Source organism: Streptosporangium sp. NPDC048886 (assembly GCF_055586905.1).
In genome coordinates, this window is the sequence record NZ_JBVJHH010000045.1 from 37,316 (window position 1) to 60,882 (window position 23,567).

General features: G+C 70.0%; 25 protein-coding genes. 10 read left to right on the forward strand and 15 right to left on the reverse strand.

The window, feature by feature from the left end; genetic code table 11:
* Positions 1–42: 42 nt before the first annotated feature.
* The 3 genes from ACZ6R6_RS39735 (at position 43) to ACZ6R6_RS39745 (ending at position 3,283) form a co-directional block, all read left to right on the forward strand.
* Positions 43–897 carry a hypothetical protein gene (locus ACZ6R6_RS39735; protein ID WP_470102095.1) on the forward strand — a complete coding sequence of 285 codons (855 nt, stop codon included), beginning with the start codon at positions 43–45 and terminating at the stop codon, positions 895–897.
* A 196-nt stretch (positions 898–1,093) separates the two neighbouring features.
* Positions 1,094–2,026, forward strand: a complete 933-nt coding sequence (locus tag ACZ6R6_RS39740) for a phosphotransferase (protein WP_470102096.1) — start codon at positions 1,094–1,096, stop codon at positions 2,024–2,026.
* 468 nt (positions 2,027–2,494) lie between these two features.
* A complete protein-coding gene (locus tag ACZ6R6_RS39745) occupies positions 2,495–3,283 on the forward strand; it encodes a glycerophosphodiester phosphodiesterase (RefSeq protein WP_470102097.1) in 789 nt (262 codons plus the stop codon).
* Between the two features lie 427 nt (positions 3,284–3,710).
* On the opposite strand, the gene ACZ6R6_RS39750 is transcribed toward ACZ6R6_RS39745, so the two are convergent.
* The 4 genes from ACZ6R6_RS39750 to ACZ6R6_RS39765 form a co-directional block, all read right to left on the reverse strand.
* Positions 3,711–4,133 (reverse strand): RidA family protein, encoded by a 423-nt coding sequence (locus tag ACZ6R6_RS39750; RefSeq protein ID WP_470102098.1) that lies wholly within the window; start codon positions 4,131–4,133, stop codon positions 3,711–3,713.
* A 41-nt stretch (positions 4,134–4,174) separates the two neighbouring features.
* Entirely contained in the window at positions 4,175–4,813 is a 639-nt protein-coding gene (locus ACZ6R6_RS39755) for a helix-turn-helix transcriptional regulator (protein ID WP_470102099.1), read from the reverse strand.
* Positions 4,810–5,988: a threonine synthase gene (locus tag ACZ6R6_RS39760; RefSeq protein ID WP_470102100.1), complete on the reverse strand. Its 1,179-nt coding sequence runs from the start codon at positions 5,986–5,988 to the stop codon at positions 4,810–4,812. Before ACZ6R6_RS39760 ends, ACZ6R6_RS39755 begins: the two co-directional genes overlap by 4 nt.
* A 560-nt stretch (positions 5,989–6,548) precedes the next feature.
* Positions 6,549–7,184, reverse strand: a complete 636-nt coding sequence (locus ACZ6R6_RS39765) for a TetR/AcrR family transcriptional regulator (RefSeq protein WP_470102101.1) — start codon at positions 7,182–7,184, stop codon at positions 6,549–6,551.
* Between the two features lie 46 nt (positions 7,185–7,230).
* Between ACZ6R6_RS39765 and ACZ6R6_RS39770 the strand changes: the two genes are divergently transcribed.
* Entirely contained in the window at positions 7,231–8,112 is an 882-nt protein-coding gene (locus tag ACZ6R6_RS39770) for a lysostaphin resistance A-like protein (RefSeq protein WP_470102102.1), read from the forward strand.
* 163 nt (positions 8,113–8,275) lie between these two features.
* Here ACZ6R6_RS39770 and ACZ6R6_RS39775 read toward each other — a convergent pair whose 3' ends face one another.
* Positions 8,276–9,295, reverse strand: coding sequence for an aldo/keto reductase (locus tag ACZ6R6_RS39775; RefSeq protein ID WP_470102103.1), 1,020 nt, complete (start codon positions 9,293–9,295; stop codon positions 8,276–8,278).
* 165 nt (positions 9,296–9,460) lie between these two features.
* Here ACZ6R6_RS39775 and ACZ6R6_RS39780 point away from each other — a divergent pair, with 165 nt between their 5' ends.
* Positions 9,461–10,066: a TetR/AcrR family transcriptional regulator gene (locus ACZ6R6_RS39780; protein WP_470102104.1), complete on the forward strand. Its 606-nt coding sequence runs from the start codon at positions 9,461–9,463 to the stop codon at positions 10,064–10,066.
* A 347-nt stretch (positions 10,067–10,413) separates the two neighbouring features.
* Here the strand turns inward: ACZ6R6_RS39780 and ACZ6R6_RS39785 are convergent, their stop codons facing one another.
* The 4 genes from ACZ6R6_RS39785 to ACZ6R6_RS39800 form a co-directional block, all read right to left on the reverse strand.
* Positions 10,414–10,911 (reverse strand): hypothetical protein, encoded by a 498-nt coding sequence (locus ACZ6R6_RS39785; protein ID WP_470102105.1) that lies wholly within the window; start codon positions 10,909–10,911, stop codon positions 10,414–10,416.
* A gap of 186 nt (positions 10,912–11,097) precedes the next feature.
* Positions 11,098–11,679, reverse strand: a complete 582-nt coding sequence (locus ACZ6R6_RS39790; RefSeq protein ID WP_470102106.1) for a TIGR03086 family metal-binding protein — start codon at positions 11,677–11,679, stop codon at positions 11,098–11,100.
* Positions 11,680–11,898: 219 nt separating this feature from the next.
* The gene (locus ACZ6R6_RS39795) at positions 11,899–12,657 is read right to left on the reverse strand and encodes a MerR family transcriptional regulator (RefSeq protein WP_470102107.1); all 759 of its coding nucleotides are present in this window, start codon (positions 12,655–12,657) and stop codon (positions 11,899–11,901) included.
* Between the two features lie 10 nt (positions 12,658–12,667).
* Entirely contained in the window at positions 12,668–13,552 is an 885-nt protein-coding gene (locus tag ACZ6R6_RS39800) for a DUF2268 domain-containing putative Zn-dependent protease (protein ID WP_470102108.1), read from the reverse strand.
* A gap of 297 nt (positions 13,553–13,849) precedes the next feature.
* Between ACZ6R6_RS39800 and ACZ6R6_RS39805 the strand changes: the two genes are divergently transcribed.
* Positions 13,850–14,659, forward strand: a complete 810-nt coding sequence (locus ACZ6R6_RS39805) for an ArsR/SmtB family transcription factor (RefSeq protein ID WP_470102109.1) — start codon at positions 13,850–13,852, stop codon at positions 14,657–14,659.
* Positions 14,660–14,847: 188 nt separating this feature from the next.
* Here ACZ6R6_RS39805 and ACZ6R6_RS39810 read toward each other — a convergent pair whose 3' ends face one another.
* The 3 genes from ACZ6R6_RS39810 to ACZ6R6_RS39820 form a co-directional block, all read right to left on the reverse strand.
* On the reverse strand, positions 14,848–16,071 hold the full coding sequence (locus ACZ6R6_RS39810) for a Dyp-type peroxidase (protein WP_470102110.1): 1,224 nt from the start codon (positions 16,069–16,071) through the stop codon (positions 14,848–14,850).
* A 28-nt stretch (positions 16,072–16,099) separates the two neighbouring features.
* Positions 16,100–16,669: a copper chaperone PCu(A)C gene (locus ACZ6R6_RS39815; RefSeq protein WP_470102111.1), complete on the reverse strand. Its 570-nt coding sequence runs from the start codon at positions 16,667–16,669 to the stop codon at positions 16,100–16,102.
* A 455-nt stretch (positions 16,670–17,124) separates the two neighbouring features.
* The gene (locus tag ACZ6R6_RS39820; protein WP_470102112.1) at positions 17,125–17,724 is read right to left on the reverse strand and encodes an MFS transporter; all 600 of its coding nucleotides are present in this window, start codon (positions 17,722–17,724) and stop codon (positions 17,125–17,127) included.
* A 196-nt stretch (positions 17,725–17,920) separates the two neighbouring features.
* On the opposite strand from ACZ6R6_RS39820, the gene ACZ6R6_RS39825 reads away from it, so the two are divergent.
* Entirely contained in the window at positions 17,921–18,502 is a 582-nt protein-coding gene (locus ACZ6R6_RS39825) for an ATP-dependent Clp protease proteolytic subunit (RefSeq protein ID WP_470102113.1), read from the forward strand.
* Between the two features lie 302 nt (positions 18,503–18,804).
* Here the strand turns inward: ACZ6R6_RS39825 and ACZ6R6_RS39830 are convergent, their stop codons facing one another.
* Entirely contained in the window at positions 18,805–19,539 is a 735-nt protein-coding gene (locus ACZ6R6_RS39830) for a DUF2470 domain-containing protein (RefSeq protein WP_470102114.1), read from the reverse strand.
* A gap of 86 nt (positions 19,540–19,625) precedes the next feature.
* On the opposite strand from ACZ6R6_RS39830, the gene rpsD reads away from it, so the two are divergent.
* Positions 19,626–20,240: a 30S ribosomal protein S4 gene (gene rpsD / locus ACZ6R6_RS39835; protein ID WP_470102115.1), complete on the forward strand. Its 615-nt coding sequence runs from the start codon at positions 19,626–19,628 to the stop codon at positions 20,238–20,240.
* A gap of 99 nt (positions 20,241–20,339) precedes the next feature.
* Here the strand turns inward: rpsD and ACZ6R6_RS39840 are convergent, their stop codons facing one another.
* The gene (locus ACZ6R6_RS39840) at positions 20,340–21,200 is read right to left on the reverse strand and encodes an ion transporter (RefSeq protein WP_470102116.1); all 861 of its coding nucleotides are present in this window, start codon (positions 21,198–21,200) and stop codon (positions 20,340–20,342) included.
* A 69-nt stretch (positions 21,201–21,269) separates the two neighbouring features.
* On the reverse strand, positions 21,270–21,911 hold the full coding sequence (locus tag ACZ6R6_RS39845) for a TetR/AcrR family transcriptional regulator (RefSeq protein ID WP_470102117.1): 642 nt from the start codon (positions 21,909–21,911) through the stop codon (positions 21,270–21,272).
* A gap of 76 nt (positions 21,912–21,987) precedes the next feature.
* Between ACZ6R6_RS39845 and ACZ6R6_RS39850 the strand changes: the two genes are divergently transcribed.
* Entirely contained in the window at positions 21,988–22,776 is a 789-nt protein-coding gene (locus ACZ6R6_RS39850) for an ABC transporter ATP-binding protein (protein ID WP_470102118.1), read from the forward strand.
* Positions 22,773–23,516, forward strand: coding sequence for an ABC transporter permease (locus tag ACZ6R6_RS39855; RefSeq protein WP_470102119.1), 744 nt, complete (start codon positions 22,773–22,775; stop codon positions 23,514–23,516). The genes ACZ6R6_RS39850 and ACZ6R6_RS39855 overlap by 4 nt, the downstream gene beginning before the upstream one ends.
* Positions 23,517–23,567: the final 51 nt, after the last annotated feature.

A 23,567-nucleotide genomic window follows, 5' to 3' on the forward strand; every position in this document is an offset into this window, starting at 1 on the left:
GCCTCGGCTGAGACAAGTGATGACACGGACTTCTGGAGCACCATGGCAGTGAAGGCGGGCGGAGTTCGCCTATGGAGTTTGGCCATCGCCGTGGTCGTGGTGCTAGCTGGTCTCGGCCTGCTTTCCGCGGCCCCTCGAACGCCCTCCTCAGACCTATGGCAGAACACGTATGACACCGAAGACATGTGGCGGGTTTTCGTGAACGGCTTCGCCTCGGCCAACCCTGACTATGTGGTCGACTTCCGGGAGTCGCGCAGAGAGGATGCAGGTATATCAAGTCGGGGAGGCGATCTGCGGCTAGTGCTGTCACCCATGCCGGGGCAGCTGGGCAACGATCTACGATTCGAGACGTCGATAGGGCTGCTCCCGGACGGCTCGATCAAGCTGCCCAGACTGTGGACTTCGCGAATCTCGGCGGCTTACAGAAGGCTGGCGTTCAAGACCGAACCTGTCGAAGACATGTTGGAGGAGGTTCACGGGCCTTTCTGGGCAACCGCCGTGGCCTGGTTCAGGAGTCCTTTGACGGAGACGGAAGTGGAGGCGATCTGGCCGAACGCAGTGGAGAAGGTCTTCTTCCCTCCGGCAGCGCGAGGCGTTGAGGCACCCCCGATCACCTGGTCGGCGACAACGTCCTGTCATTCCCGGGCACTTCGGGAATGCGAGCAGGTCCTTTCCCACGTTGGCCAGTTCCAACGCTGGGCATCCAGCCTCACCCGGAAGGATCAAGGTCTCCTTGAGCTGGCGGGCCTGGATGGCGACGAGATCACGGCGAGAGCAGCGTCCGGCCGTATCGCGGGGATCCTTGTGACCAGCGACGTCTCCGGGATTCGCCGGCTGGCCAAGGAACCGGCCATTGAGGGTGTCGAGGTGGTCCAAGTCACGCGTATGTGGGGGTAGCCACCACCTTGAGGTACTACGGCTTCAGAGCGTGCGACGGGGCAGGGGCTAATCTCACCAGAGGTATGACACCGGTCCGCTCCGGACGGCTTGGACGGGCTGTCGTGCCGATCCGGAGCCGACCGGGCCGAATGCCGACAGTACGGGCATCGCCGTAGGCGATCACGACCGATGCCCTGTCGGCTACCGTGGACCAATGATCAGAAAGGTCTCGTTGCCGGACGGCTGGGAGCCGAAGGTCCGCGACGCGCTCAGCGGTGTGCTGTCCGAGGCGGGGAACGCCTCGCTCCGACCTCTCGGGGCCGGGCTGGACAACGTGACGCTGCTCCTGGACGGGCAGATCGTCCTGCGGCTGCCGAAGAACGCCGACGGGGCCGAGAGCGTCGAGCGGGAGGCCAGGCTGCTCCCCGAGCTCGCGCTCGAGCTGGCCATTCCTCGGTTCCTGTTCACCGCGCCCAACCCGCTCGGGCCCGGCTCCTTCTGCGGATACCGCCTGGTCCCCGGCGAGGTGCTCGCCCCGGAGCAGTGGCACGCGCGCGGGCTGGTCGACCGTCCGGGGCCGGTGGGGCAGGTCGCCGCGGCGCTCGACGCCGTCCACGCCTTCCCGGTGGAGACGGCCGAGGACCTCGGCGTGCCGGTGTGGGACCTGCGGGAGGACTTCGCCGACGACCTTGACTCGATCCGCCAGGAGGTGCTGCCCCGGCTGGAGACGATGGAGGGCCGGGCGCTGCTCGTGGCCTGGGAGGGCTACCTGGAGGACGACGCCAACTTCGCCTACCGGCCCACGCTGACCCACGGCGACGTGAGCCTGGACCACCTGCTGGTCACCGGGGAGGAGATCACCGGGCTCATCGACTTCGGCGACACCGCGATCGCCGACCCCGACTACGACCTGTCCTACCTGTGGGCCGAGGCGGGACCGGAGTTCGTCTGCCGGGTGCAGGCCCACCGGGACCTGCCGTACAGCCGGCGGCTGGTGGGCAAGCTCGACTTCTGGGCGCTGGCCGAGCCGGCGCTGGACGTCGTGCACGGCTTGGAGATCGACGAGCCCGAGCTGGTCGACGAGGCGCTGGGCACGCTCCGCGCCCGGCTCGCCGGCGGAGCCCGGCGGGGCCCCGGCGGCGAGTAGGGCGGGACGCGGTCCGACACAGCGGGACGCGGTACGGCGAGGCGGGGCGTGGTACGGCGGGCGGCGGTCCGCCGGCGATCCGGGAGAGCGCCGGGGGAGTGCCGGGGAGTGCCGGGGGGCGTCGCCCGGCCGGATCCGATCCATGCGCAGAGTGCTTGATCCGTCACTCCAAGTGTTTGTACTCTAAGTGACTGGAGAGATACTTTACGTAAGTATTGCGGATCGAGGGTCGGAGTCCGGCCGTCCGGTGGATCCGGGCCCGGCGGGTGCGACATGGATCGAAGGGGATGCCATGCTCGGAAAGCGGATCGCGGCCCTGTCAGACCTCGGGTGAGCGGCGTGCGGGGACCGGAGATCGGCCGTCGGGGATGGGTCCGAATACACGGATCACGCAGCAGCGGGGCGGCGCGGGTGGGCGGGTCGCGCAGCAGCGGGGCGGCACGGGGCCCGGCGCGGTGGAGGGCGGGTGTGGGGGCGGCCGCGAAGGTCCTGCTGGTGTCGGTTCTGGCGCTGGGCGGGGCGCAGACGGCGCACGGCCACGCCCGGCCGGGCGCGTCGGTGTGCTCGGTGCCCGGTCTGGTCTCCCACCGCGGCTACTGGGACGGGACCGTGGAGAACACGCTCGGGGCCTTCGAGCAGGCGCTCGACGAGGGCTCGCCGAGCATCGAGCTCGACGTGCGGTTCACCAGGGACCATCATCCGGTGCTGATGCACGACGACCTGGTCGACCGGACCACCACGGGCACGGGCCGGGTCGCCGACATGACGCTGGCGCAGTTCCGCGAGCTCCGCACCGCCGACGGCCAGCGCCCGCCGACGCTGTCGGAGACCCTGGAGCTGCTCCGGGGAGGCGTCGAGGAGCTGCTGGTCGAGCTCAAGGAGGTCCCCGACGCCCGGGACCTGCGCTCGCTGCAGGGCGCCTACCGCCGCTCCGACGCCTACGGATGGGCGAGCCTGATGTCGTTCTCCATGGCTGCCATGGAGGCGGTCAAGTCCGTGCCCGCCCGCAAGGGCCTGCTGTCGAACACCGCGCCGCGGCTCTCGCTCGCCCGGAAGTTCTCCTATGTCGGGGTCAGGCACGACAGCCTCACCTCCGCGCTGGCCCGCGAGTATCTGAAGTACGGCGTGGCCGTCTACGCCTGGACGCCCAACGACGAGGATGCGTGGCGGCGCCTGGCGGACTACGGAGTCGACCGCGTCATCACCGACGAGACGCCCGCCTACCTGGAGTGGGCCCACGAGACCTGCCTGCCGTGACGTGCCCGATGGGGGCACGCGCGAGGGCCGGGGCGTAGGCGGCGCCGGCCGGCAGGGAGGGCCCGGCCAGGTGCGGGATGCCGAGGGCGTGGGCGAGACATGTCCGCGGGCTCCGCCCGCCAACCGGCGGATTCGCAGGTCGACGAGCACACTGCGGCCACCGACGGCATATCCGCCAGACGCCGCGTGTGGCAGGCGTGCACCCCACCCCACACGCTGGGCAAGGCGCCGCCACCGACCGCGTCCGAACCCGCACAGGCACGGCCTACTGCTCCGCGATCACCTGCTCGAGGGCCACGTCGGCCGACTGCGGGAGCGGCGTCTTCGAGATCTTCGAGGCACACCGAGATCACCCCGCCGGTCCGCGTTCTCCCTCACCACCGCATCTGCGCCAGAGCCGGTGACGTACGGTCCCGGGTGGCCTTTCTCAGGAGAGGGCCGCGGTGGCCTGGACCTCGACTGCGGCGCCGTAGTGGAGCCGGCCGGCGCCGGTGACGGCGCGAGCGGGGCGGTGCTGCCCGATCCAGTCGGCGTAGATGGCGTCGAACGCCGGCCATTGACCGATGTCGGTGACGTAGACGGTGACCGAGACGAGGCGGGACCGGTCAGTGCCTGCCGTGATCAAGCACCGGTCGAGGTTGTGGAGGACCTGGCGCGCCTGAACGTCGAACGCCTGGTCGCTCAGGGCAGTGCCGTGCTGGTCCACCGGCAGCTGGCCGGACACGTGGACGAGGCCTCCGTGGATGGCGACATGGGAGTAGTGGCCCGGCGGCTGGACCAGGTCTGGGCTGTTGCGCAGGTGCACGGTGTCGCTGCGCTCGGTGGTGTTCGGGGTTGCGGGGTTGGGCATCGTGTTCCTCCGTCGTGACGGCCGGCGCCAGGAGTCGATGGTCAGGACTGCTTGGCGTAGTTGTAGACGGTGCTCCGGGAGACCCCGAGCAGGTCTGCGATGGTCTCGGTGGAACTCCTGGAGGCGAAGTAGCCGTCCCGGTGCAGCTGCCTGACAAGGTCTTTCTTGGCGGCACGGCTGAGTGCTCGTGGGGTGGCGGCTCGTCCGGCGGCGAACGTCTCGATGACGTCACGCAACTCCCGCGCTGTGCGGTCTCGCAGGGTCTCCAATGCCTCGCCTCGGTGCTCGACCTCGGTCGCCACCAGGTTGGCCAGGCTGAGCATCATGGGGGAGAGGGTCGACACGTCGAGGTTCAGGCAGAGTGCCGCGACGTAGCGGCCCTCGGCATTCTTGATCCCGATCGACGTGCTCTTGACCGGCCGGCCGTCCGGGAACTGGTTGGGGTAGTTCTGGAGCACACTGGGATAGTTCGGGTCCGCGATCCGGCGGAGCCCCAGCTCGGTGGCGGAGTCACCCACCTTGCGTCCGGACAGGTTGTTCTCGATGACGCGGATCGCGTGCTCTGGCTGGCGCAGGTCGTGGAGGACCACTTCACACAGGCCTGGGAACATGCGCCCGATCGCGATCGCGATCTTCTCGGCTTCGAGTAGAAGGTGCTCGTCGGGGGCGTCAGGGTTCACGCGCGGCTCTCCTCATCCGGATTGCTGTCGGTGTCGAAGACAGTGGCCATCTTCTCTGCGGACTTGAGTCCGGCGCCGGTGAGGATGACGACGGTGGTCTCGTCGGGGCCGATGGTGCCGTCGGCCATGAAGTGATCGAGGGCCGCTGCGGCGACGCTGCTGGTCGGCTCGGCGTACAGACCACGCGAGGCCAACTTGCGCACGGCTGTACGGATCTGGTCCTCGGTGACTGCCACCGCCGCGCCACCGGAGCGACGGATCGCCTCGACGGCCTCCGGGAGGCGGACCGGGTTGGCGATGGAGGCTCCTTCCGCGATCGTCGGGACCCGTGGTCCTCGGCTCTGCGGATCGATCCCGTTCACCGCGTCCGCGATGGTGGCCCAGTGCTCCGGTTGGCCGACCAGAAGTTTGGGGCGTCTGTCGATCTGACGCGCTTCGAGCAACTCGCTGAACGCGATGTCACAGCCGAGGACATTGCTGCCCGCACCCGCTACGAGCACGATGTTGTCAGGCGCCCTGAACCCGAGCGACTCCCACATCTCGTAGGCGATCGTCTTGGTGCCCTGCAGGAAGAACGGGTGCCAATTGTGACTGGCATAGGGGATTCGCTCAGACTGACGGATCGCCTCGTCGGACACCTGGTCCCGGGTGCCTCCGACGAGTTCGATCTGGGCGCCGTACGCGCGTGCCTGGAGGATCTTGGCGGCCGACGTCGCCGCGGGGACGATGATCTTGGCGTGAATCCCGGCGGCAGCCGCGTAGGCCGCGACCGAGGAGCCACCGTTGCCGGAGCTGTCCTCAAGGACGTGCGTCTCTCCCTGTCCGCGCAGGTGGGAGATCATCACCGTGATGCCGCGGTCCTTGAAGCTGGAGGTGGGGTTGAACCACTCGAGCTTGAAGTGAACGCGCAGCCCGTTCCAGTCCAGCGGCAGCATGGGGGTGCAGCCCTCTCCGAGACTCACCCGGTGTCGAGGGGAGACCGGGATCGCGGCCTGGTAGCGCCAGAGGGAGCGTTCGCCGGTGTCGATCCGGTCGGGCGTGAGCCCCGGCACCGGGCTGAGTGCGAGAGGCGTCCCGTCCTCACCGCGCCAGCGCCGGTCGGTGACCGCGTAACGCCGGCCGGACCTGTCGTAGAGGAACGGGGTATTGATCACGGTGCTGGTGGTGTCGTTCATGGAGCTGTTGGAACCCTTCGGCAGGTGGCTCCCCCGCGAGGGGAACGTCGGATGAGTGGCCGAGGCGCGTGGGACGGACGGTGTGACGCACCAGCTGGTGCGAGTGGCAGGGACCGAACGACCGTCATGGAGCAGCGGGCTGCGGGCTTCGCCCCGCAGGGAACGCTCGGTGTGGTCGGCACGCAGGTGGTCCCGCTCACCCACAGTGTTGGATAAGAATTGCAGAAATGCAAGAAAATTCTAAACCACTCCGCGCTGGTCAGATGGTTCTCGTCGCCCGGCGAGAGGTCCGCCCGCGCGAACTCGCGCGCCAGGCGCACCGCGTCGCGTGCGGCGCTCTCACCAGGGAGAATCCCGGGCCGGCGACCCCTCGATGTCCGGCGAGCATGTCGTCGGACACCAGGACCACCTTCGGCCTGGCTCTGCCGGCCTGCCTCACCCGCCGGTCGAACGCCTCGGCCGGCGCCTCAGAGTCGGTCCGCAGCGGGTGTGGGCTCGACAGGGCAGGCGCTGCGGTGGTCGGGGAGCGCGGCCTCCGAGGCGATGCGGGCCGCGCGCTGTCAGCTGGGCCGCGGTGACCCGGGCAGCGCTTTGATGAGGAGTAGCTCGTCGTGGACGAGTCGGCGCACGGCTTGGGGTGTGAAGTTGTGCGGGTAGGTCGCTGTCTGGAGGGTCAGGCCGTCCATGAACACGTGGAGGCGCGCGGCTTGGCCTTCCAGGTCGGCCTCGGCGAACTGCTGTCCCACGCGAGCGGGAAGCGGCAGGCCGTGGCAGGAGGCGACAGCCAGGCGGCAGATGTGGCGTTCGCCCGCCCAGCTCGTACGGCGCAGCTCCGCCAGGGACTCGTCCACGCGCGAGCGCACCAGACATGCCAGCCATACGTCCGCCTCGACGCGGCGGTTGTCGTCGAGCGGAAGAAGCTCTTCGAGGATGAGCTGGGCGCGCCGCATGCCCGGCAGGTCCGCGTGGAGGTGGCCGACGATGCGCTTGGTGGCACTTCTGGCGACCGCCTGAGCCGCGAAGCTGAGCAGGCCGCGCTGATTGTCGAAATAGTGGCGCAACCCACCGACCGAGACACCCGCCGCCTCGGCGACCTTGCGGACCGTGGCCCCCTCTGTCCCGTCCCGGCTGATGATCTCCCACACCGTCCGGATGAGTTCTTCACGCCGCTGCTCGTGGTCCACGATCTTCGGCATGCCTTCTATTACAGCACACCTGTGCGGTTTCCTATAAAGTACAAGCGTGCGAAATAAGGCATTACATTCAGCGCCGTATCGCCCGACGCTGGGTCTGGGCATCCTGGTCACCGGCCTGGCCCTGATCGCCGGATCGGCCCTGTGGCTGGCGCTGACCGGCAGCACCGACATCCGCTTCTCGGCCGACCACACCGACACCGTGCCCATGTGGCATCGCTGGATCCCGGTCCTCGTCGGACTGGTGCTCATCCGGCTGTCGCCACCCAAGACGACTCCTGCCCGAGGCGTACCGGCAGGCCGCGGCCTTCACCTCCAGGCCGTCGTCCTCTTGGCGTCGGCCACGCTCTTCGCTGTGGCGCTATGGCTGTCAGGCGGCGGCGAGCCGGCCCACACGCTGTTGAAGCTCGGCCTGCTGCTCGCCGTGCCCGCGGCGCTGTTCCGGCTGTCCCGGCGCGATTGCGCAGATCGAGGTCTCCTGTACGAGCGGCCCGCGGCCTGGGGGCACTACGGCCCCATGGCGCCGGTGGCCGCCTGGCTCGTCCTCACCTACGCAGGTCCGCTGGCCATGCCGCCCAGCGACTACGCGGCGAGTGTCGACCCCGTCACCCTGCTGATCACCATCGTCATGGTGTTCATCGTCAACAGCCTGCTCGAAGAGGTCTTCTACCGGCGCTGGCTTCAGACCCGATGGGAGCACATCGTCGGCCGCTGGCCCGCCATCGTGCTGACCTCCCTGCTCTGGGCGGCCTGGCACGTCGGCATACAGGGCACCGGACACCTTCCGGCAGACCTCTCCTCGGTCTTCGTCAACCAAGGAGTGCAGGGGTTGTTCCTCGGCTGTCTGTGGAGCCGATACCGACTGATGTGGCCCATCCTTGCTGTCCATGGCGCCATGAACGCCGCCCCCGTTCTGCTGGGCATGCTGTAACGCCTGTCGCTCAAGTCCCATCGTTGGTGCACCGCCTTCCCAACCCCAGCGATCGATCTTCCAGCGGTCCTCGCCGAACTCGCCGCCGCGCGGGCGGACGAGATGGACGCCGACGGATCCGAGAAGTGCGGGGAAGGGGAGGTTGGGGCTGTTCCTCGGTCGATCAGCGGCGTCGCAGGGACGGGTCGAGCAGCGCGGGCGGAGTGTCGTTCTTCTCGTGCGCGGCCAGGTCGGTGCCGGGGGCCACGATGGCGTCGATCGCATCGAGTACGTCGGCGGAGAGCACGGTGTCCGCGGCGGCGAGTTGCGAGTGCAGGTGGTCCAGCGTGCGGGGACCGATGAGCGCGCCGGTCACGCCAGGATGCGCGGTCACGAATCCGAGCGCGAGCTGGATCATGGTCAGGCCGGCCTCGTCGGCGACCTTGGCCAGCCGCTCGACGGCTTCGAGCCTGGCCCGGTTGGCGGGGACGGTGGTGTCGAAACGCTGCGGCATGAACGCTGAGCGGTTGCTGGTGATCTCCCGGCCCTCGCGGATCGCGCCCGACAGCCAGCCTGAGGCCAGCGGGCTCCACACCAACACGCCGAGCCCGTACTCCTCGGTCACAGGCAGGACGTGGGCCTCGATCCCGCGCTGCAGGATCGAGTAGCTGGGCTGTTCCGTGACGTAGCGGCTCAGGTGGTGCTCGCGGGCGGCCCACTGTGCCTGCACGATGCGGTAGGCGGGGAAGGTCGAGGAGCCGAAGTAACGGATCTTTCCTGCGCGCTGCAGGTCGGTCAGGGCCGACAGCGTCTCCTCGTCGCTGGTACGGGGGTCCCACCGGTGGATCTGGTAGAGGTCGACGTGGTCGACATCGAGACGGCGCAGGCTGTCGTCCAGTGCGGTGACCAGCCAGCGGCGCGAACCGCCCTGACGGTTGCGCTCGTCGCCCATCGGCAGGCTCGCCTTGGTGGCCAGCACGATGTCCTCGCGGCGGCCGGCGATGGCTCTGCCGACCATCTCTTCCGACTCGCCGCCGCTGTACACGTCGGCGGTGTCGATCAGGTTGATCCCGGCCTCGAGAGCGGCGTCGACGATGGCGGTGACCTCGTCCTGGGGGGTGCGCCCGATCTTGCCGAAGTTCATCGCGCCGAGCGCGAGGGTGCTGACCTGCACACCGGTGCGGCCCAAATTGCGGTACTGCATGACCGTGTGTCTCCTCATTGCGGGTGGAACGTGGTGGCGATGGGTGGCTTGGATGTCAGGCTCCTGCCCTGGCATCATGAGCAAATGAGCAAAACGGAACCTGGTTCCGAAACAATACGGAACACGGTTCCGGTTTGGCAAGCGCGATGACGGCGGAGGAGCGCGGTGAACGACAGCGACCAGGGCGCAGAGCGTGCGGCCCAGTCCGAACGTAAGGACGCCCGGCGTAACAAGGACGCCCTGCTCGACGCGGCTGCCGCGGTCTTCGTCACGTCAGGCGTGGAAGCGCCCGTACGCGACATCGCGACCAGGGCCGGCGTCGGGTTGGGCACGATCTACCGCCACTTCCCGACGCGAGCGGACCTCATCATCGCCGTCTACCGGCACCAGGTCGACGCCTGCGCCGAGGCCGGTCCAACACTCCTGGCGACCGGCCCGACTCCTCGTGCCGCACTAGGACGGTGGATCGGCCTCTTCGTCGACTTCCTGGCCACCAAGCACGGACTCGCCGCGGTGCTCCAGTCCGACAACGCCGCCTTCGACACGCTGCACGCCTACTTCCTCGACCGCCTCGTGCCCGTCTGCGCCCAGCTGCTCAGAGCCGCAGCGGCCGCTGGAGAGATCCGCTCCGACATCAGCGCCTACGAACTCATGCGCGGAGTCGGCAACCTCTGCATCGGCGCGGACTGCGATCCCGGCTACGACGCACGCCGACTGGCCGAAATCCTCATCGCAGGACTGCGCCCACCGCATGCCTGCGCCCACTCCTGATCGCGCACCACAGGTGGGCTGTTGCGCGACCGCGCGGCGCACGGATCCTGTTCGGCTGCGCGTCGGCATGGGCGCGACGGGGCCGCGCCGGTCGATGAGCCCGCGCTTCGGAGGGCCCTCAACCCTTCAAGATCATCCCTATGTGGGTTCTGGGCTTATGTGGTTGACCACTCCTGGGGGTGGCCGGGACCAGGACGGAGCGCGCGATCGTCCCCCAGTGCTCGATCTCCTGGCCCTGGCGCCGTGAGGACCGCCTCACGGCGCCAGTCGGCCCGGCACGCTGCAAGCGGCCGGAGACGGCCGGTTCGCTGACGTCGCCCATCGCCTGCCGTCCGGTGGGCGCAGGCTCAGCCGCAGCCGCGCGGCTTCAGGGACCTGGACCAGGCCGGAAGTACGTCGGTGATCTGCGGACGGGTGATGGACCAGAGTTCACGCCCTCGCCCCGGCACGAGTTCCTGGCCGCCCAGGAGGACGTAGGAGGTCTTGTCGAAGATGAGGGATTCGCGGCCCCGGTTGTCCACCCGGGTCACGGCGGTGCCCGATCTGCCGGTGACGTCCTTGAGCTCTTCCATCTCGATGCCCTGGGGGATGGACTTCGCCGGCTTGTGCCACCACAGTTCTGGGCGGGAGCCGTCGACGGACGCCCAGACCTCGCCCGTGATGTGGCGCGGACCGACGTTGGGAACCCCGTTCTCGCTGCGCGTCTCCGCGATCCGCTCGTAGTGGAGGTACTGGTCGTCGCGGGGTTCCGGCCACGGGGTGGCGGTCGCGGCCTCGGCCGCCAGCCTCAGGACCTCGGCGGCGCTCACGGGTGCGGCGGGCTTGAACGTCTGGACGGCGATCACTCCTGTTCGAGGGATCAGGAAGGCAGGCGGGTATGAAGGAGCCGACCCTGCCGGATGGCCGCGGTGGCCGGCATGACTTCATCGCGTTGTCCGCCGGCCCTTGGCATCCGAGAGTGTGAAGGCGTTGCCTGGCCTTGGAGGAAGTCGCGCGCAGACACCAGCCGTAGAGCCCTGAGGGATCGGGCCTCAGGCGGACCAGCGGGGGTCGCGGCCGAGGAGGCCGAGGAAGCGGTCCTGAAGCGGAGCGTCGTCGGGGACCTTCACCTCGGGGCCGAAGACGACGATGCCGGGCCCGAAGGCGCCGGGGGTGCGCATCTCCTCCGGGATCTGCTGGGCCTTGGGCCACATCGCCTTGACCTCGTCGGGGTCGATGGTGTCGTCCTGGCCCGCGGCACGGGCGAGGTCCCAGCCGTGCAGGACCATGTCGGCGCTGACGACCTGGTCGATGTGCTGCTCGACCGACAGCCGCCCCGTCGGGGTGGCGACCTCGCGTGCGGCGGTCACCGGGTCGGACAGAAGGGCCTCGACATCGGCGCGCGCACAGGTGAAGGCGGTGAGCGGGTCCTCCTCGATGGTGGGCGCGGGGGTGAGCGACCGGCCGAGGGGGCGGAGCATCGCGCCGTGCATGTCGACGATGTGGCCGACCACGTCCCGGGCGGTCCACTCCTCGCAGGGGGAGGGGTTGGACCACTGCTCGGGGCGGACGGCAGCGACCTTGGCCGCGAAGATCTCGGCGCGGCTCCGGTAGCGGGCAGCGATCTCGTTCATGGGCACTCCCTTTCCATCGTCCTGGCCGGGGACACTACAGGGCGGGAGGCCTACGACGAGGTCGCGCCACGCGCAACGGCCCGATGATCGCCTGCGGCTCCGGTCCGACGCCGTCAGTTCCAGGACGCCGATGTCGCGGACAGCCGCCTGCGCGAACGCGGCCGCCAGGCACCTGGGCTCCGGTCTCGCAGAACTGGTCATTTCTGCGGACCACACGAGCTACATCCGGGTCCGCGCGTACGCTTGCAGCGCGTCGCGGACGAACGCCGCCCCCGCGGCGTCGTCGTACATGCCGGCGAAGCGGGGGTCGTCGACGTACATGTCCCCCAGGCCTTTCACCATCTCGATCGAGCGCTCCCGGTCGCCCTCGGCCGTGGGGGTACCCGGGATCTGGCTCAGCCACCGGACGTGCCGGGCGGCCAGTGACTGAGCGTGTTCCGATGTCGGAGAAACCCCGGCCCTCACCGCGGCGACCCATGTGGCGACGAGGTCTTCGGCGGCCTGTTTCCAGGCCCGCTGCTGGTCAAGGGACTTGCCGTGCCACCAGTCGTTGCTCACCTGGAACGCGCGCTCGCCCCAGCGTGAGATCACCTCGTCCTTGTAGCGGTCGTTGAACCCCGCCAACATGACGTCCATCCGCGGTTCCGCCCCCGCCTGCAGGGCCTCGAGCGTGTGACGCACAGACCGGATCTGCCGTTCGATGCGGTCCCGTTCCTCTTCCAGTGCGGCAATGTGGGCGCGGAGCCCGTCGCACGTGTCCACCTCGTCGGCCAGGACCTCGGCGATGGCCGGCAAGCCCATGCCGAGCCGGCGCATGAGCAGGATCCGCTGTAGCCGGGCGACCGCGGTGGCGTTGTAGTAGCGGTATCCGTTCTCGCCGACCCGGGACGGGGCCAGGAGCCCGAAGTGGTCGTAGTGACGCAGGGTGCGGCTGGTGATGCCGGCCCTCGCCGCGAGTTCCTGGATCGTCCACTCCATCGTTCCAGTGTTACCCGCGGCGGAGCGTGGTTGCGATGATCTCCGAGCTTTCGGCGTGCAGGGCCTGCGCCGCCGTCTGCCCGGTCGCCGCCAGGTAGGTGTCGACCAGCCGGTTGCCCGCGGCGTACCCGGCGCCCATCGGCAGTCCCACCGGGGTGAGGCCGAAGCGCTCGGCGCTGGGGTCGCCGTGCACCCAGGCGGTGAAGTTCTGCATACCTGTCACGTCGAGCCCGGTGAGCACCTTGCCGAAGACCTCGTCGTCGTGCAGGTGCGGCACGCCGATGCGGGTGGGGCCGAGTTCGTCGCCGTAGAGCTGGCGGGCGAAGGCGTCGGCCAGGCCCTCGGAGACGATGTGATCGCCGACCGTGACGGTCATCGGGTCCCACACGACCCCGCCCGGGCCGAACCGCAGGTTGTGGTGGAGTTCGTGCACGGCGGTGGTCTCCAGCCGCTCCACGTTCTCGGGGAAGGGCCAGAGCGTGATCACGATGTGGCCCGAGATGCCGCCGAACCCGGTCACACCTTGGCAGGGACCCATGAAGTGCTCGTCACCCGGATCGCCGAGCACGAACAGCACGGTGATGTCCGGGGCCCCCAGCCCCGGCGTCGCCTCCAGCAGTACGGTGAGAGCGTCGTCGAGGGCGCGTTGCATCCGCTCCCAGGCTCCGGCCGCCGCCAGGGTTTCGAGCGCGTCGAGGCAACGCTTCTCGTCGCGGTCGATGGGGAACCCGGACGCTTCGAGGTACATGGCCACCAGGTCGACCTCGCCGGGGTAGTAGCGGTACATGCCCCTGGTGGGCTCCAGCATCGAACGCAGCAGGTCGACGCGGTCCGCGACCGGGGCCAGCAGGATCCGTCTCATGGCGGAGTAGGTGTCAAGAACAGTGATCGACATGGCCCCGATGCTAGAAGTTGACGCAGCGTCAAGGTCAAACAGCGGTGCTCCTCGTCGAGGTACGGCCGGCATTCCGTCACCCGGTCTGCGCCGGAGAGCCTCCTCGGCGGCATGTCGGCGCGACCCGGCAGACACAGCACCGCGACCGCGATGACCGGCGATCGCCGACCTGACCCGTCACACGGAGCCGCTCTGCCCGTGGTGACGCCGGCCCGAGCGGGGGCCTGAAACAAGTGATCGTCGAGTTCGGGGAACCGTCATTGACATTATGCAGGCAAATGCCTGCATAATGTCGGGGTGAAGCTCGAAGCGAAAGAGATGGACTCGGTCTTCAAGGCACTGGCCGACTCCACCCGACGACTCCTGCTCGACCGTCTGCGCGAGCACAACGGTCAGACGCTGCGCGAGCTGTGCGAACGCCTGGACATGGCGCGCCAGTCGGCGACCCAGCATCTCGACATCCTTGAGCGGGCCAACCTCGTCACCGTCGTACGGCGCGGACGGGAACGGCTTCACTACCTCAACCCGGCGCCGATCCACGAGATCGAGGAGCGCTGGATCTCGGGGTTCGACAAGCCCCGCCTGCAAGCGATCAGTGCCATCAAGAACCAGGCAGAGGAGTACGCCATGAGCAACGGACCCGCGTCCGCGCCGACCTACGTCTATGTCACCTACATCCGCGCCCGCGCGGAGCAGGTGTGGCAGGCCCTGACGGACGCAGACCTGACGGCGCGCTACTGGGGACACGCCAACGTCTCGGACTGGCAGCCGGGCTCCACCTGGGAGCACCGACGCGTCGACGGATCAGGCGTCGTCGACGTCGTCGGTCGGGTGATCGAGGCCGAGCCCCCGACGCGCCTGGTCATCACCTTCGACGACGCCCCCGACGCCGAAACGCCAAGAGAACCGTCGGTGGTCACCTTTCTCGTCGAACCACACCAGGACATCGTCCGCCTCACCGTGACCCACGAGAATCTCCCCAACCAGGCGATGCTCGACGGCATCTCGCACGGATGGCCGGCTGTGTTGGCGAACCTCAAGTCGCTGCTTGAGATCGGCGACGTCCTCCCGCAGGCGCCATGGGAGATGTATCGCGCACATGCCTGAAACGGACGAAGTCGCAACGTGATCTCCCGGCGTATGGCGGGGCCGCTGTTTCCCGCACGGGCGCCGCGTTCGACCGGCTCTTCACCGAGAACGCGGCGTCCCGGCCGCGCTCCGGGCTCGAAGGCGTGGGCCCGGAGCGCGTCGCGCGGCGGATGCGGACCAGTACGGCGGGCCGGCGCGGTGACGGGTCAGGACAGGAGGCTCTCTCCTATCCAGCCGTCGGCGGAGCAGCCCGGTGGGATGGCGAAGACGGCCGAGCCGATGGGGGTCGTCCACTCGTTGAGCAGGTCGGCCTCGGCCAGGCGCTTCTGGATGGGGAGGAACTGCCGGTTGATGTCGGCCTGGTAGGAGGCGAACAGCAGTCCGGAGTCGGCGTGTCCTTCGGGGGTGAGGCCCGCGTCGTAGTTGTAGACCCGGCGCAGGATCCGCATGCCGGGGTCGGTGACGTGGGCGCGGCGGATGTGGGCGTACTCGGAGATGACGGGGAAGCCGAGGGCGTTGAGCCGGGCGAAGTCCGGCTCGTCGCGCTCGGCGCGCCCGGTGAGCGGGGCACCGGTGTCCAGGCGGCGGCCGATGGTGAACTCCTTGGCCACCCGGTCGGCGGCGTCCCAGGTCTCCAGCTCCATGCGGATGCGCCGCAGCACCAGTGTGGTGCCGCCGTGCAGCCACTCGGGGCCCTGGCTGACCCACACGGCCCGGTCGAAGTCGGGCGTGCCCGGCTGGGGGTTGACGGTCCCGTCGAGCTGGCCCATGAGGTTGCGCTGGGTCGTGCCGGGGGCCAGGGTCTGCGGGCCGCGCCGGAAGCCCTGCTGGGTCCAGCGCACCCGGGCGAAGGAGCGGGCGTCCTTGACCGTCATGCGCAGGGCGTGGGCGAGGGTGACCGGGTCGTCGGCGCAGATCTGCAGCAGCAGGTCCGCGCCGGTCCACCGCCTGTCCAGCTTGTCGATCACGAACTCCGGCAGGGGCGCCACCGACTCCGGACGCCGCTCCTCCACCCCGGCCGCGGTGAACAGGCCGGGGCCGAAGCCGAAGGTAACGGTCAGCCGGGAGGGGGCGGAGGCCAGCTCCGGCTCGGTGTCGGCCAGGGCGGGCCGGCCCTGGGTCAGACGGCGGGCGTCGTCGGTGAGCAGGTGCATCATCCGCACGACGGCCTCGCGGCCGGTGCCGGGCAGCAGGTCCAGGCCGACGAACGCGGCGTGGGCCTGGGGGGCGGTGGCGATCCCGGCCTGGTGGGCGCCGTGGAAGGACTCCACCGCCGAGCCGACGGCGGCCGGGGCCGCCTGCGGGAGGGCCGCCGCGGCGGCCCGGCCGGGGGAGACGGCCTGCTCGGGGGCGCACGCCGCGAGGGCGCCGGCCGCTGCGGCGGCGCCCCCGGCGAGCAGGCCCCTGCGAGTCAACTGGGGGTCTCGCATGATTCTGTGTCCGTTGGCTCTGCGTCCGTCAGCCGTGGTCCTTGTCCATGTCCATGTCGGGCTGGTAGTCCTCCTTGCCGCCGGCGAAGTCCTTGCCGACCGCGGTGAACTCCAGGGTCTCGCCGCCCTTGAGGGTGAGGGTGAAGGGGATCTGCGCGCCGGGCTTCACCTCTTCGGTGACGCCCATCAGCATGATGTGGTCACCGCCCGGCTGGAGCTGGTGCGTGCCCCGTGCGGGGATCACGAACCCGCCCTCCTTGGGCCGCATGACCATCTTTCCCTTGGAGTCGACCACCTCGTGCAGCTCGATCTTCGGTGACAGCGGCGAGGCCCCGGAGACGACGGTCACCTCGACGTCGGTGTTGTTGACCAGGGTGCCGAAGGCGGCGCTCATCCCCTTCTTGGTGGTCTTCACCCACGGGTCGGTGATCGCCAGGGGCGGGGCGGCCTCGGCGGCGGCGCCGGTGGCGGCCGGGCTCGCGGCGGGCGCGGCCGCCCGCTCGGCGGGCTGCCCGGTGGACTGGGCGCCGCAGGCGCTCACCGACGCGGCGGCGAGAGCGGCGAGGAGGCCGGCGGAGAGAACACGACGAACGATCATGAGAAAGCCTTTCGACGTACGGCGCCGCGGCCGGAGCGGTGCTCGACATGCCGCCTGGAGGCGCCGGAAAGGTGGACAGGTCAGGTGGAGCGCCCGGCGCCGCGTGGTCCGGCCCGGGTCGTCAGGTCGTAGGGCCCGTCAGGCCGTCGAGGACGAGGTCGTCAGAGGTCACCGAGGACGGGGCCGCCGGTCGGCAGGCCGCCGACGGACGGGACCGCCGAGGACCAGGCCGCTGAGGACGAGGTCACCGAGGATCAGACCGCCGGGATGCGAGGACCCTTTGGCCGACGATGTCGCCGGTGGACGGGGCCGCCGGTCGGCAGGCCGCCGTCGGACGGGCTCCCCGGTGGGCGAGCCGCCGGTGGACGGGACCGTCGCCGGACAGGGCGTCGCCGGACAGGGCGTCGGTGGACGTCGTCGGGGACGGAGGCGAGATCGCCGGAGGGACGAGCTCGTCAGAGCATGACGGGGCGCGGTGCGGGAGGGCCGCGCCGGCTCACCACGTGACGGAGCAGGGCCGGGCGGAGAACGGCGGGTCCGGCCGGAGTGACGGCCACCGCGGGTGGTGCGAAGGGGAAGGGGCCACCGATGAGGACCGGGCCGAGCCTGGCGCCGAGCCTGCGTAGCAGGCCCCAGAGCAGGGCCTCGCCGCGGGCCAGCCACAGCGCGGTCAGCCCCACCGCCCAGCCGTGCGTGACCAGCATGGCGAGCCCGGGCAGCAGCCCCGAGTGGGGGTGGGTGATGAGCGTGGCGAGCTCGGGCAGCAGCCCGGGCCGCGGGTGCGCGGAGGCCGCGTGGCAGGCCGCCGGGTCCGTCGCGGCGAACAGCAGGTGGAGTGCCGCCTGCGTGCTCCCCAGGAGGGGCAGGATCACCCCCATGCCGCGCTCGCGCCCGGTCAGCGGGAGTGCGGCCGCCGCCGCCAGCACCAGCCCGCCCGCCGCGCTCCACGCCGGCACCGTGCCGCCGGCGAGCACGTGCGCGACCGCGCCCAGCCCGAGGGACACCACGGCGAAGGCCGTGGTGCGGGTCAGGCGGAAGATCGCGGTCGCGGGCATGACTCGGCAATCATCACACACCACCGGGTCGCCCCCGCCTCAGCCCTGCCGTGTCCCGGAGGCGTGAACGGATCCACGCGCTGCGCTGTCAGCGGAAAGCGCTGTCAGCGAACGGGCCGAAGCCAGGGTGTCGCCCCGCGTTATGGTCGCAGGGATTCACCATTCGTAAATTATGGATTCGGGGCAGGTGAAAGAGATGACCAGTCCGCAGCCCGTGTTCGAGAACCCGCTGTACCAGCGGCTGCTGCGCAAGAGGATCGTCGTGCTCGGCAGTGAGGTGAACGACGAGGTGGCCAACCGGATCTGCGGGGAGCTGCTGCTGCTCTCCGCCGACGACGACGAGCGTGACATCTGGCTCTACATCAACTCGCCCGGCGGTTCGATCTCGGCCGGGATGGCGATCTACGACGTGATGCAGTACATCCCGAACGACGTCGCCACCGTCGGCATGGGCATGGCGGCCTCGATGGGGCAGTTCCTGCTCTGCGCGGGCACGCCCGGCAAGCGGTACGCGCTGCCGCACGCCAGGGTCATGATGCACCAGCCGTCCGGCGGCATCGGCGGCACGGCCAGTGACATCGTCATCCAGGCCGAGCAGATGCTCTACACCAAGAAGGTGATGAGCGAGCGGATCTCCTTCCACACCGGCCAGTCGTTGGAGCAGATCGAGGACGACTGGGACCGCGACCGCTGGTTCACCGCCACCGAGGCCAAGGACTACGGACTGGTCGACGAGGTCATCCGCAACACCAGTGTGGTCGGGGCGGAGAATTCATAATTCACCCTATAGGTGATTTTTCCTCTCAATTCAGGCGCACACCGAGAACTGCGCCGAGTTTCTCCGGGGAGTCGACGGGCGGGCTCCCCGCGTAACCGGCGGTAGGCCCTGCCGAGAGCGTGGCGGGCCGTCTCCTCCGGGAGCGGCACGTCACGCCAGGCGGCGTCGGCCCACTCCACCGGATCGCCGGCGAAGACCACGGCCCCGTCGGACATCTCCACCACGACGTCGTTGTCGGTGTGCCCCGGCCCGGGTGGCGCGGGCGCACGAGCACCCCGGCGGCCTCCCGGGGAGCCGCCCGCTCAGCGGTGGTGGCAGAGCAGGCAGCGCAGGGCCTGCTCCAGGGAGTCGGCGTCGGTGGCGGGGGTGGGCCAGGGCAGGCGGACCAGGGTGGGGTTGTCGATGCCGGAGCGGACGGTCGCGCCGAAGCGGTCGAGTTCCCACAGCCACACCTCGCTGACGGGGGAGTCGAGCAGCGTGCGCAGCGCTGTCTCCAGCTGCCTCCGGTGGGTGGCGTTGACGTGGCGGAGCATCCGCTCGGCCCCGTCCATCAGGGGGTCGGGGGCCGCGCCGAGATACTCCTCGCCGTCCAGGACGCCCGATTCGGGGGCGGCGAGATAGATCACCTGCCCGACGTCGACACGGAGCAGCCGGGGGCCGTCGGAGCGTTCCAGGGCCTCGAACAGCGCCTCGTCCGGGCAGCTCTCGGCGATCGCCGCCGCGCTCTGCCACGCCTCGGAGGCCGGTACGGCCTGCGTCCAGCCCTGCACCTTGAGCAGGCCGCGCGAGACCTCCCGCCCGCCCAGGGAGCGGCCGGCGGTCAGGTCGACGGTCACCACCGGCTCGTCGCGCAGGTCGTAGAGCGGATCTCCCGGCAGGACCAGCAGCACCGGGCGTCCCGCGCCGTCCACGCCGCCCCTGGCGGGCCTCGCCGGCCGGTCGGTGCCGGCGAGGGACACGTGGGTGGGGACGGCGGCGGCGGCCAGCGTGCGGACGCGCTCGGGGATCGGCGGAGCGGTGACGGGCTGCTGCTGCATGGACCGGCTCTCCTTGAGATCGGACGGCTCATTCACTAAGGTTAGGCTTACCTCAATAAGGTAAACCTAATCACAAAGGAGTGACCGTGCGCTACACCGGACCCAAGGTGCGCCTGTCCCGCAGGGCCGGCGTCCCGCTGACCCGCAAGGCCGTCCGCTACTTCGAGGAGCGGCCCTATCCGCCGGGTGAGCACGGCCGCAAGACCAGCCGCCGGCAGACCGGTGACTACGGCCTGCGGCTGATGGAGAAGCAGAAGCTGCGCTGGTACTACGACGTCTCCGAGCGGCAGATGCGCCGTTACTGGGACATGGCGCTGCGCGGCACCGGCCGTTCCGGAGCCGAGCTGGTGGTGCTGCTGGAGAGCCGTCTCGCCTCTCTCGTCCTGCGCGCCGGCCTTGCCCCGTCCATCTACGCCGCCCGTCAGTACGTCACCCACGGCCACATCACCGTGGACGGTCGCAAGGTGGACATCCCCAGCTATCTGGTCAAGCCCGGCCAGGTCGTCGCGGTGCGGCAGCGCTCCCGCGGGATGCAGCCGTTCGTCGCCGCGGCCGAGGGCGTCTACGCCGACGACCGGATCGCCTCCTACCTGGACGTCGACCACGCCGAGCTCCGCTTCACCGTGGTCGGCCGCCCGCTGCGCGAGCAGATCACGGTCCCCGTGGACGAGCAGCTCGTGGTGGAGTTCTACTCCCGCTGACCCGCGGCCCGCCGACCCGCGCGGCCCGGCCGCCGGCTCGGGCCGTCCGGCGCCGGGCGGCCGGATCACCCGGTCACCGGGCCGTCCGGCGCGGCCGGGTCATCTGCCGCCGGAGCGCCCGCGTGCCGATCCGCGCCTGCGGGGTGCCGGCGGGCCGGTGTTCCCGCCGCCCGCCCCCGGCGTCACGGGGACCCGCTCCCGCAGCTCCCGCACCTCGGCCCGGAGCGCGTGCAGCTCGGCGAGTACGGCCACGCCGAGATCCTGGGTCGCCTGGACCGACTCCTCGGCGTGCTCGTCCTCCATCGCGCTGACCACCACCGCGATGAACAGGTTCAGCACCACGAAGGTGCACACCAGCATGAACAGCACGAAGAACACCCACGCCGACGGATGCTCGTCCATCACCTCCCGGGTGATGTCGGACCACGCGTCCCCGGTCATCATCTGGAACAGGGTGAACAGCGAGGTGGGCAGGTCGCCGAAGTATTCCGGCGCGGTGGCGTGGTAGAGCTTGGTGCCCATCACGGCCGTGACGTAGAGCACCAGGCCGAGCAGCAGCACGATCGACGTCATCCCCGGCACCGCGGTGAGCAGGGCCGTCACGACCTTGCGCAGGCTCGGCACCACCGAGATCAGCCGCAGCGCCCGCAGGATCCGCAGCGCCCGCAGCACCGACAGGCCCCCGGCCGTGGGCAGCAGGGAGATCGCGACGATCACGGTGTCGAACAGGTTCCACGGGTCCTGGAAGAACCGCCGGCGGTAGGCGTAGATCCTCGCGGCCAGCTCCATCACGAAGATGTAGAGCGCCAGGTGGTCGACGACGGTGAGTGCCGTGCCGTACCGCTCGACGGCCGTGGCGGAGGTCTCCAGTCCCAGGGTGGCCGCGTTGATCACGATGACCGCGATGATGACCTGCTGGAAACGCGGGGCCTCCAGGGTCGCGCGGACACGCTCGCGCACCGGCACGGATGACTCCCCGGGGGTTAGGGCCGAACGGACTGCCGGTAGATCATATCGTCTGAAAGATCTTCATCCTGTACGGCGGGCGCAGTAGTCGCCGATCCCGGACTCCAGGAGGCGGAAGGCGCGATCGGCGTGCTCACGCAGGTCCGGGGCGATGTCGGCCACGCTCTCGCCGGCGAGCATGCGCTGGACGGCGTGCGTCGTCAGCGTGTGGAGCGTCGCGCAGATCTGGCCGGCGACGAGCGCGGGGGTGAGGTCGTCGGGGTCGGCGTCGGCCTCGTCGGCGAGAGTCCGGGTCAGGGCCTCCATCCGGAGCTCGTTCATCTCCCGCAGCCGGGCGACGAGGGCCGGGCTGGCGCTGATCATGCGGGGGAAGACGTCGCTCCCCTCGTGGAAGCCGTATCGCCAGTCACCGGTGTCGAGGGCGTCCAGGAAGTCGCGGCGCAGCGCCTGCACCGCGCTCTCTCCGGGCCTGCGCTCCCTCATGACCTTGCCGAGCAGCTCCACCACCTCGTCCTGCCGGTCGAAGAGCAGGTCCTCCTTGGTCGGGAAGTAGTTGAAGACCGTGTTGACGGAGACGTCGGCGGCCCTGGCGACCTCCGCCACCGTCACGTTGTCGAAGCCGCGCGCCATGAACAACCCCGTCGCCATGTCGGAGATGCGCAGCCGGGTCTCTCTCTTCTTGCGTTCGCGCAGGCCCTCGCTCATGTGTGCCATCCTATGGTGCCGGTCAATTTTTGATGTCACACCAAAATTGGTGTTACTTTGAAAATGGAGGCGATCAATGATCAAGACATCGAACCTGAGCAAGACGTTCCCGGGCGGGGTCGAGGCCGTCCGGGGTGTCGACCTGGCCGTCGAGGCCGGGGAGATCGTGGGCTTCCTCGGCCCCAACGGCGCGGGGAAGACGACCACCATGCGCATGCTGACCACGCTGCTGCGCCCCACCGGCGGCACCGCCACGGTCGCCGGGCACGACCTGCTCACCGATCCCCGGGCCGTGCGGCGGCACATCGGTTACGTGTCCCAGAGCGGCGGGATCGGCCCGGCCGACCCGGTCGGGGAGGCGCTCGAACTCCACGCCCTGCTGTACGGCATGCGTCCGGCCGAAGCGCGTGAGCGGATCGGCGAGGTGCTCGACGGCTTCGGCCTCACCGGGCTGGAGGCCCGCCCGGGCGGCGCGCTCTCCGGAGGCCAGCGCCGCCGCTTCGACCTGGCCTTCGGGCTGGTCCACGACCCGTCGCTGCTCTTCCTCGACGAGCCCACCACCGGCCTCGACCCGCAGAGCCGGGCCAACCTCTGGGACCATGTCAGGCGCCTGCGCCGGGAGCGCGGCCTCACGGTCTTCCTCACCACCCACTATCTCGACGAGGCGGACGCGCTCGCCGACCGGTTGTTCGTCATCGACCACGGCGTGATCGTCGCCGAGGGCACCCCGGCCGAGCTCAAGGGCGGCTCCGGCACCCTCGACGACGTCTTCCTGGCGATCACCGGCCGCTCCCTGAGAGAGGACGGGCCCGCGGAGCGGGTCTCGGACGCGGAGGCCGTCCAGACGGCCGGAGAGGGTCGGTGAAACGCCCGATGGACATCCTCCGTGACACCTGGCTGGTCTTCCGGTACAACGTCCGGATCTCCCTGAGGCAGAAGGCCGGGATCGTCTTCGGCGTCCTGCAGCCCCTGCTCTATCTGGTGCTGTTCGGTCCGCTGTTCGCCACGATCGGGACCTGGGAGACGCTGGTCCCCGGCCTGCTGGTCCAGGTGGGGCTGCTCAGCGCGGGCATGGCCGGGTTCGGGATCGTCTTCGACGCCCGGTCGGGCGTGCTGGAGCGGTTGCGGGTCACCCCGGCGCACCGGATGGCCCTGCTGCTCGGCCGGGTCCTGGGCAGCTCGGTCACCCTGCTGATCCAGTCGGTCATGCTGATCGTGGTGGGCTACGCCTTCGGCATGCGCGCGGCGCTCCCCGGCGTGCTGGCCGGGCTCGTCCTCATGGCGCTGCTGGGGGTGAGCCTGGCCGCCCTGTCCAACGCGGTCGCGCTCACCATGAACCCCGACCTGTTCGCGCCGGTCATGAGCACCGCGGTCGTCCCGCTGGTGCTGCTGTCGGGCGCGTTCCTGCCGATGTCGATGGCGCCCGGCTGGCTGGACGCGCTGTCCCGGCTCACCCCGTTCCGCTACGTGCTCGAAGCCCTGCGCGAGCTGTTCGACGGGCACTACGCGAGCTGGACCGTGGCCGTGGGCGTCGCCGTGACCCTGGCCCTGTCGCTGGTCTGCGTGACGGTCGGCACCCGCGTCTTCAACCGCGAGAACGCCTGACCACCGGGCGGGACGGAGCGGCGGCGCCGCGGGCCCGGACGCGGCGCCGCC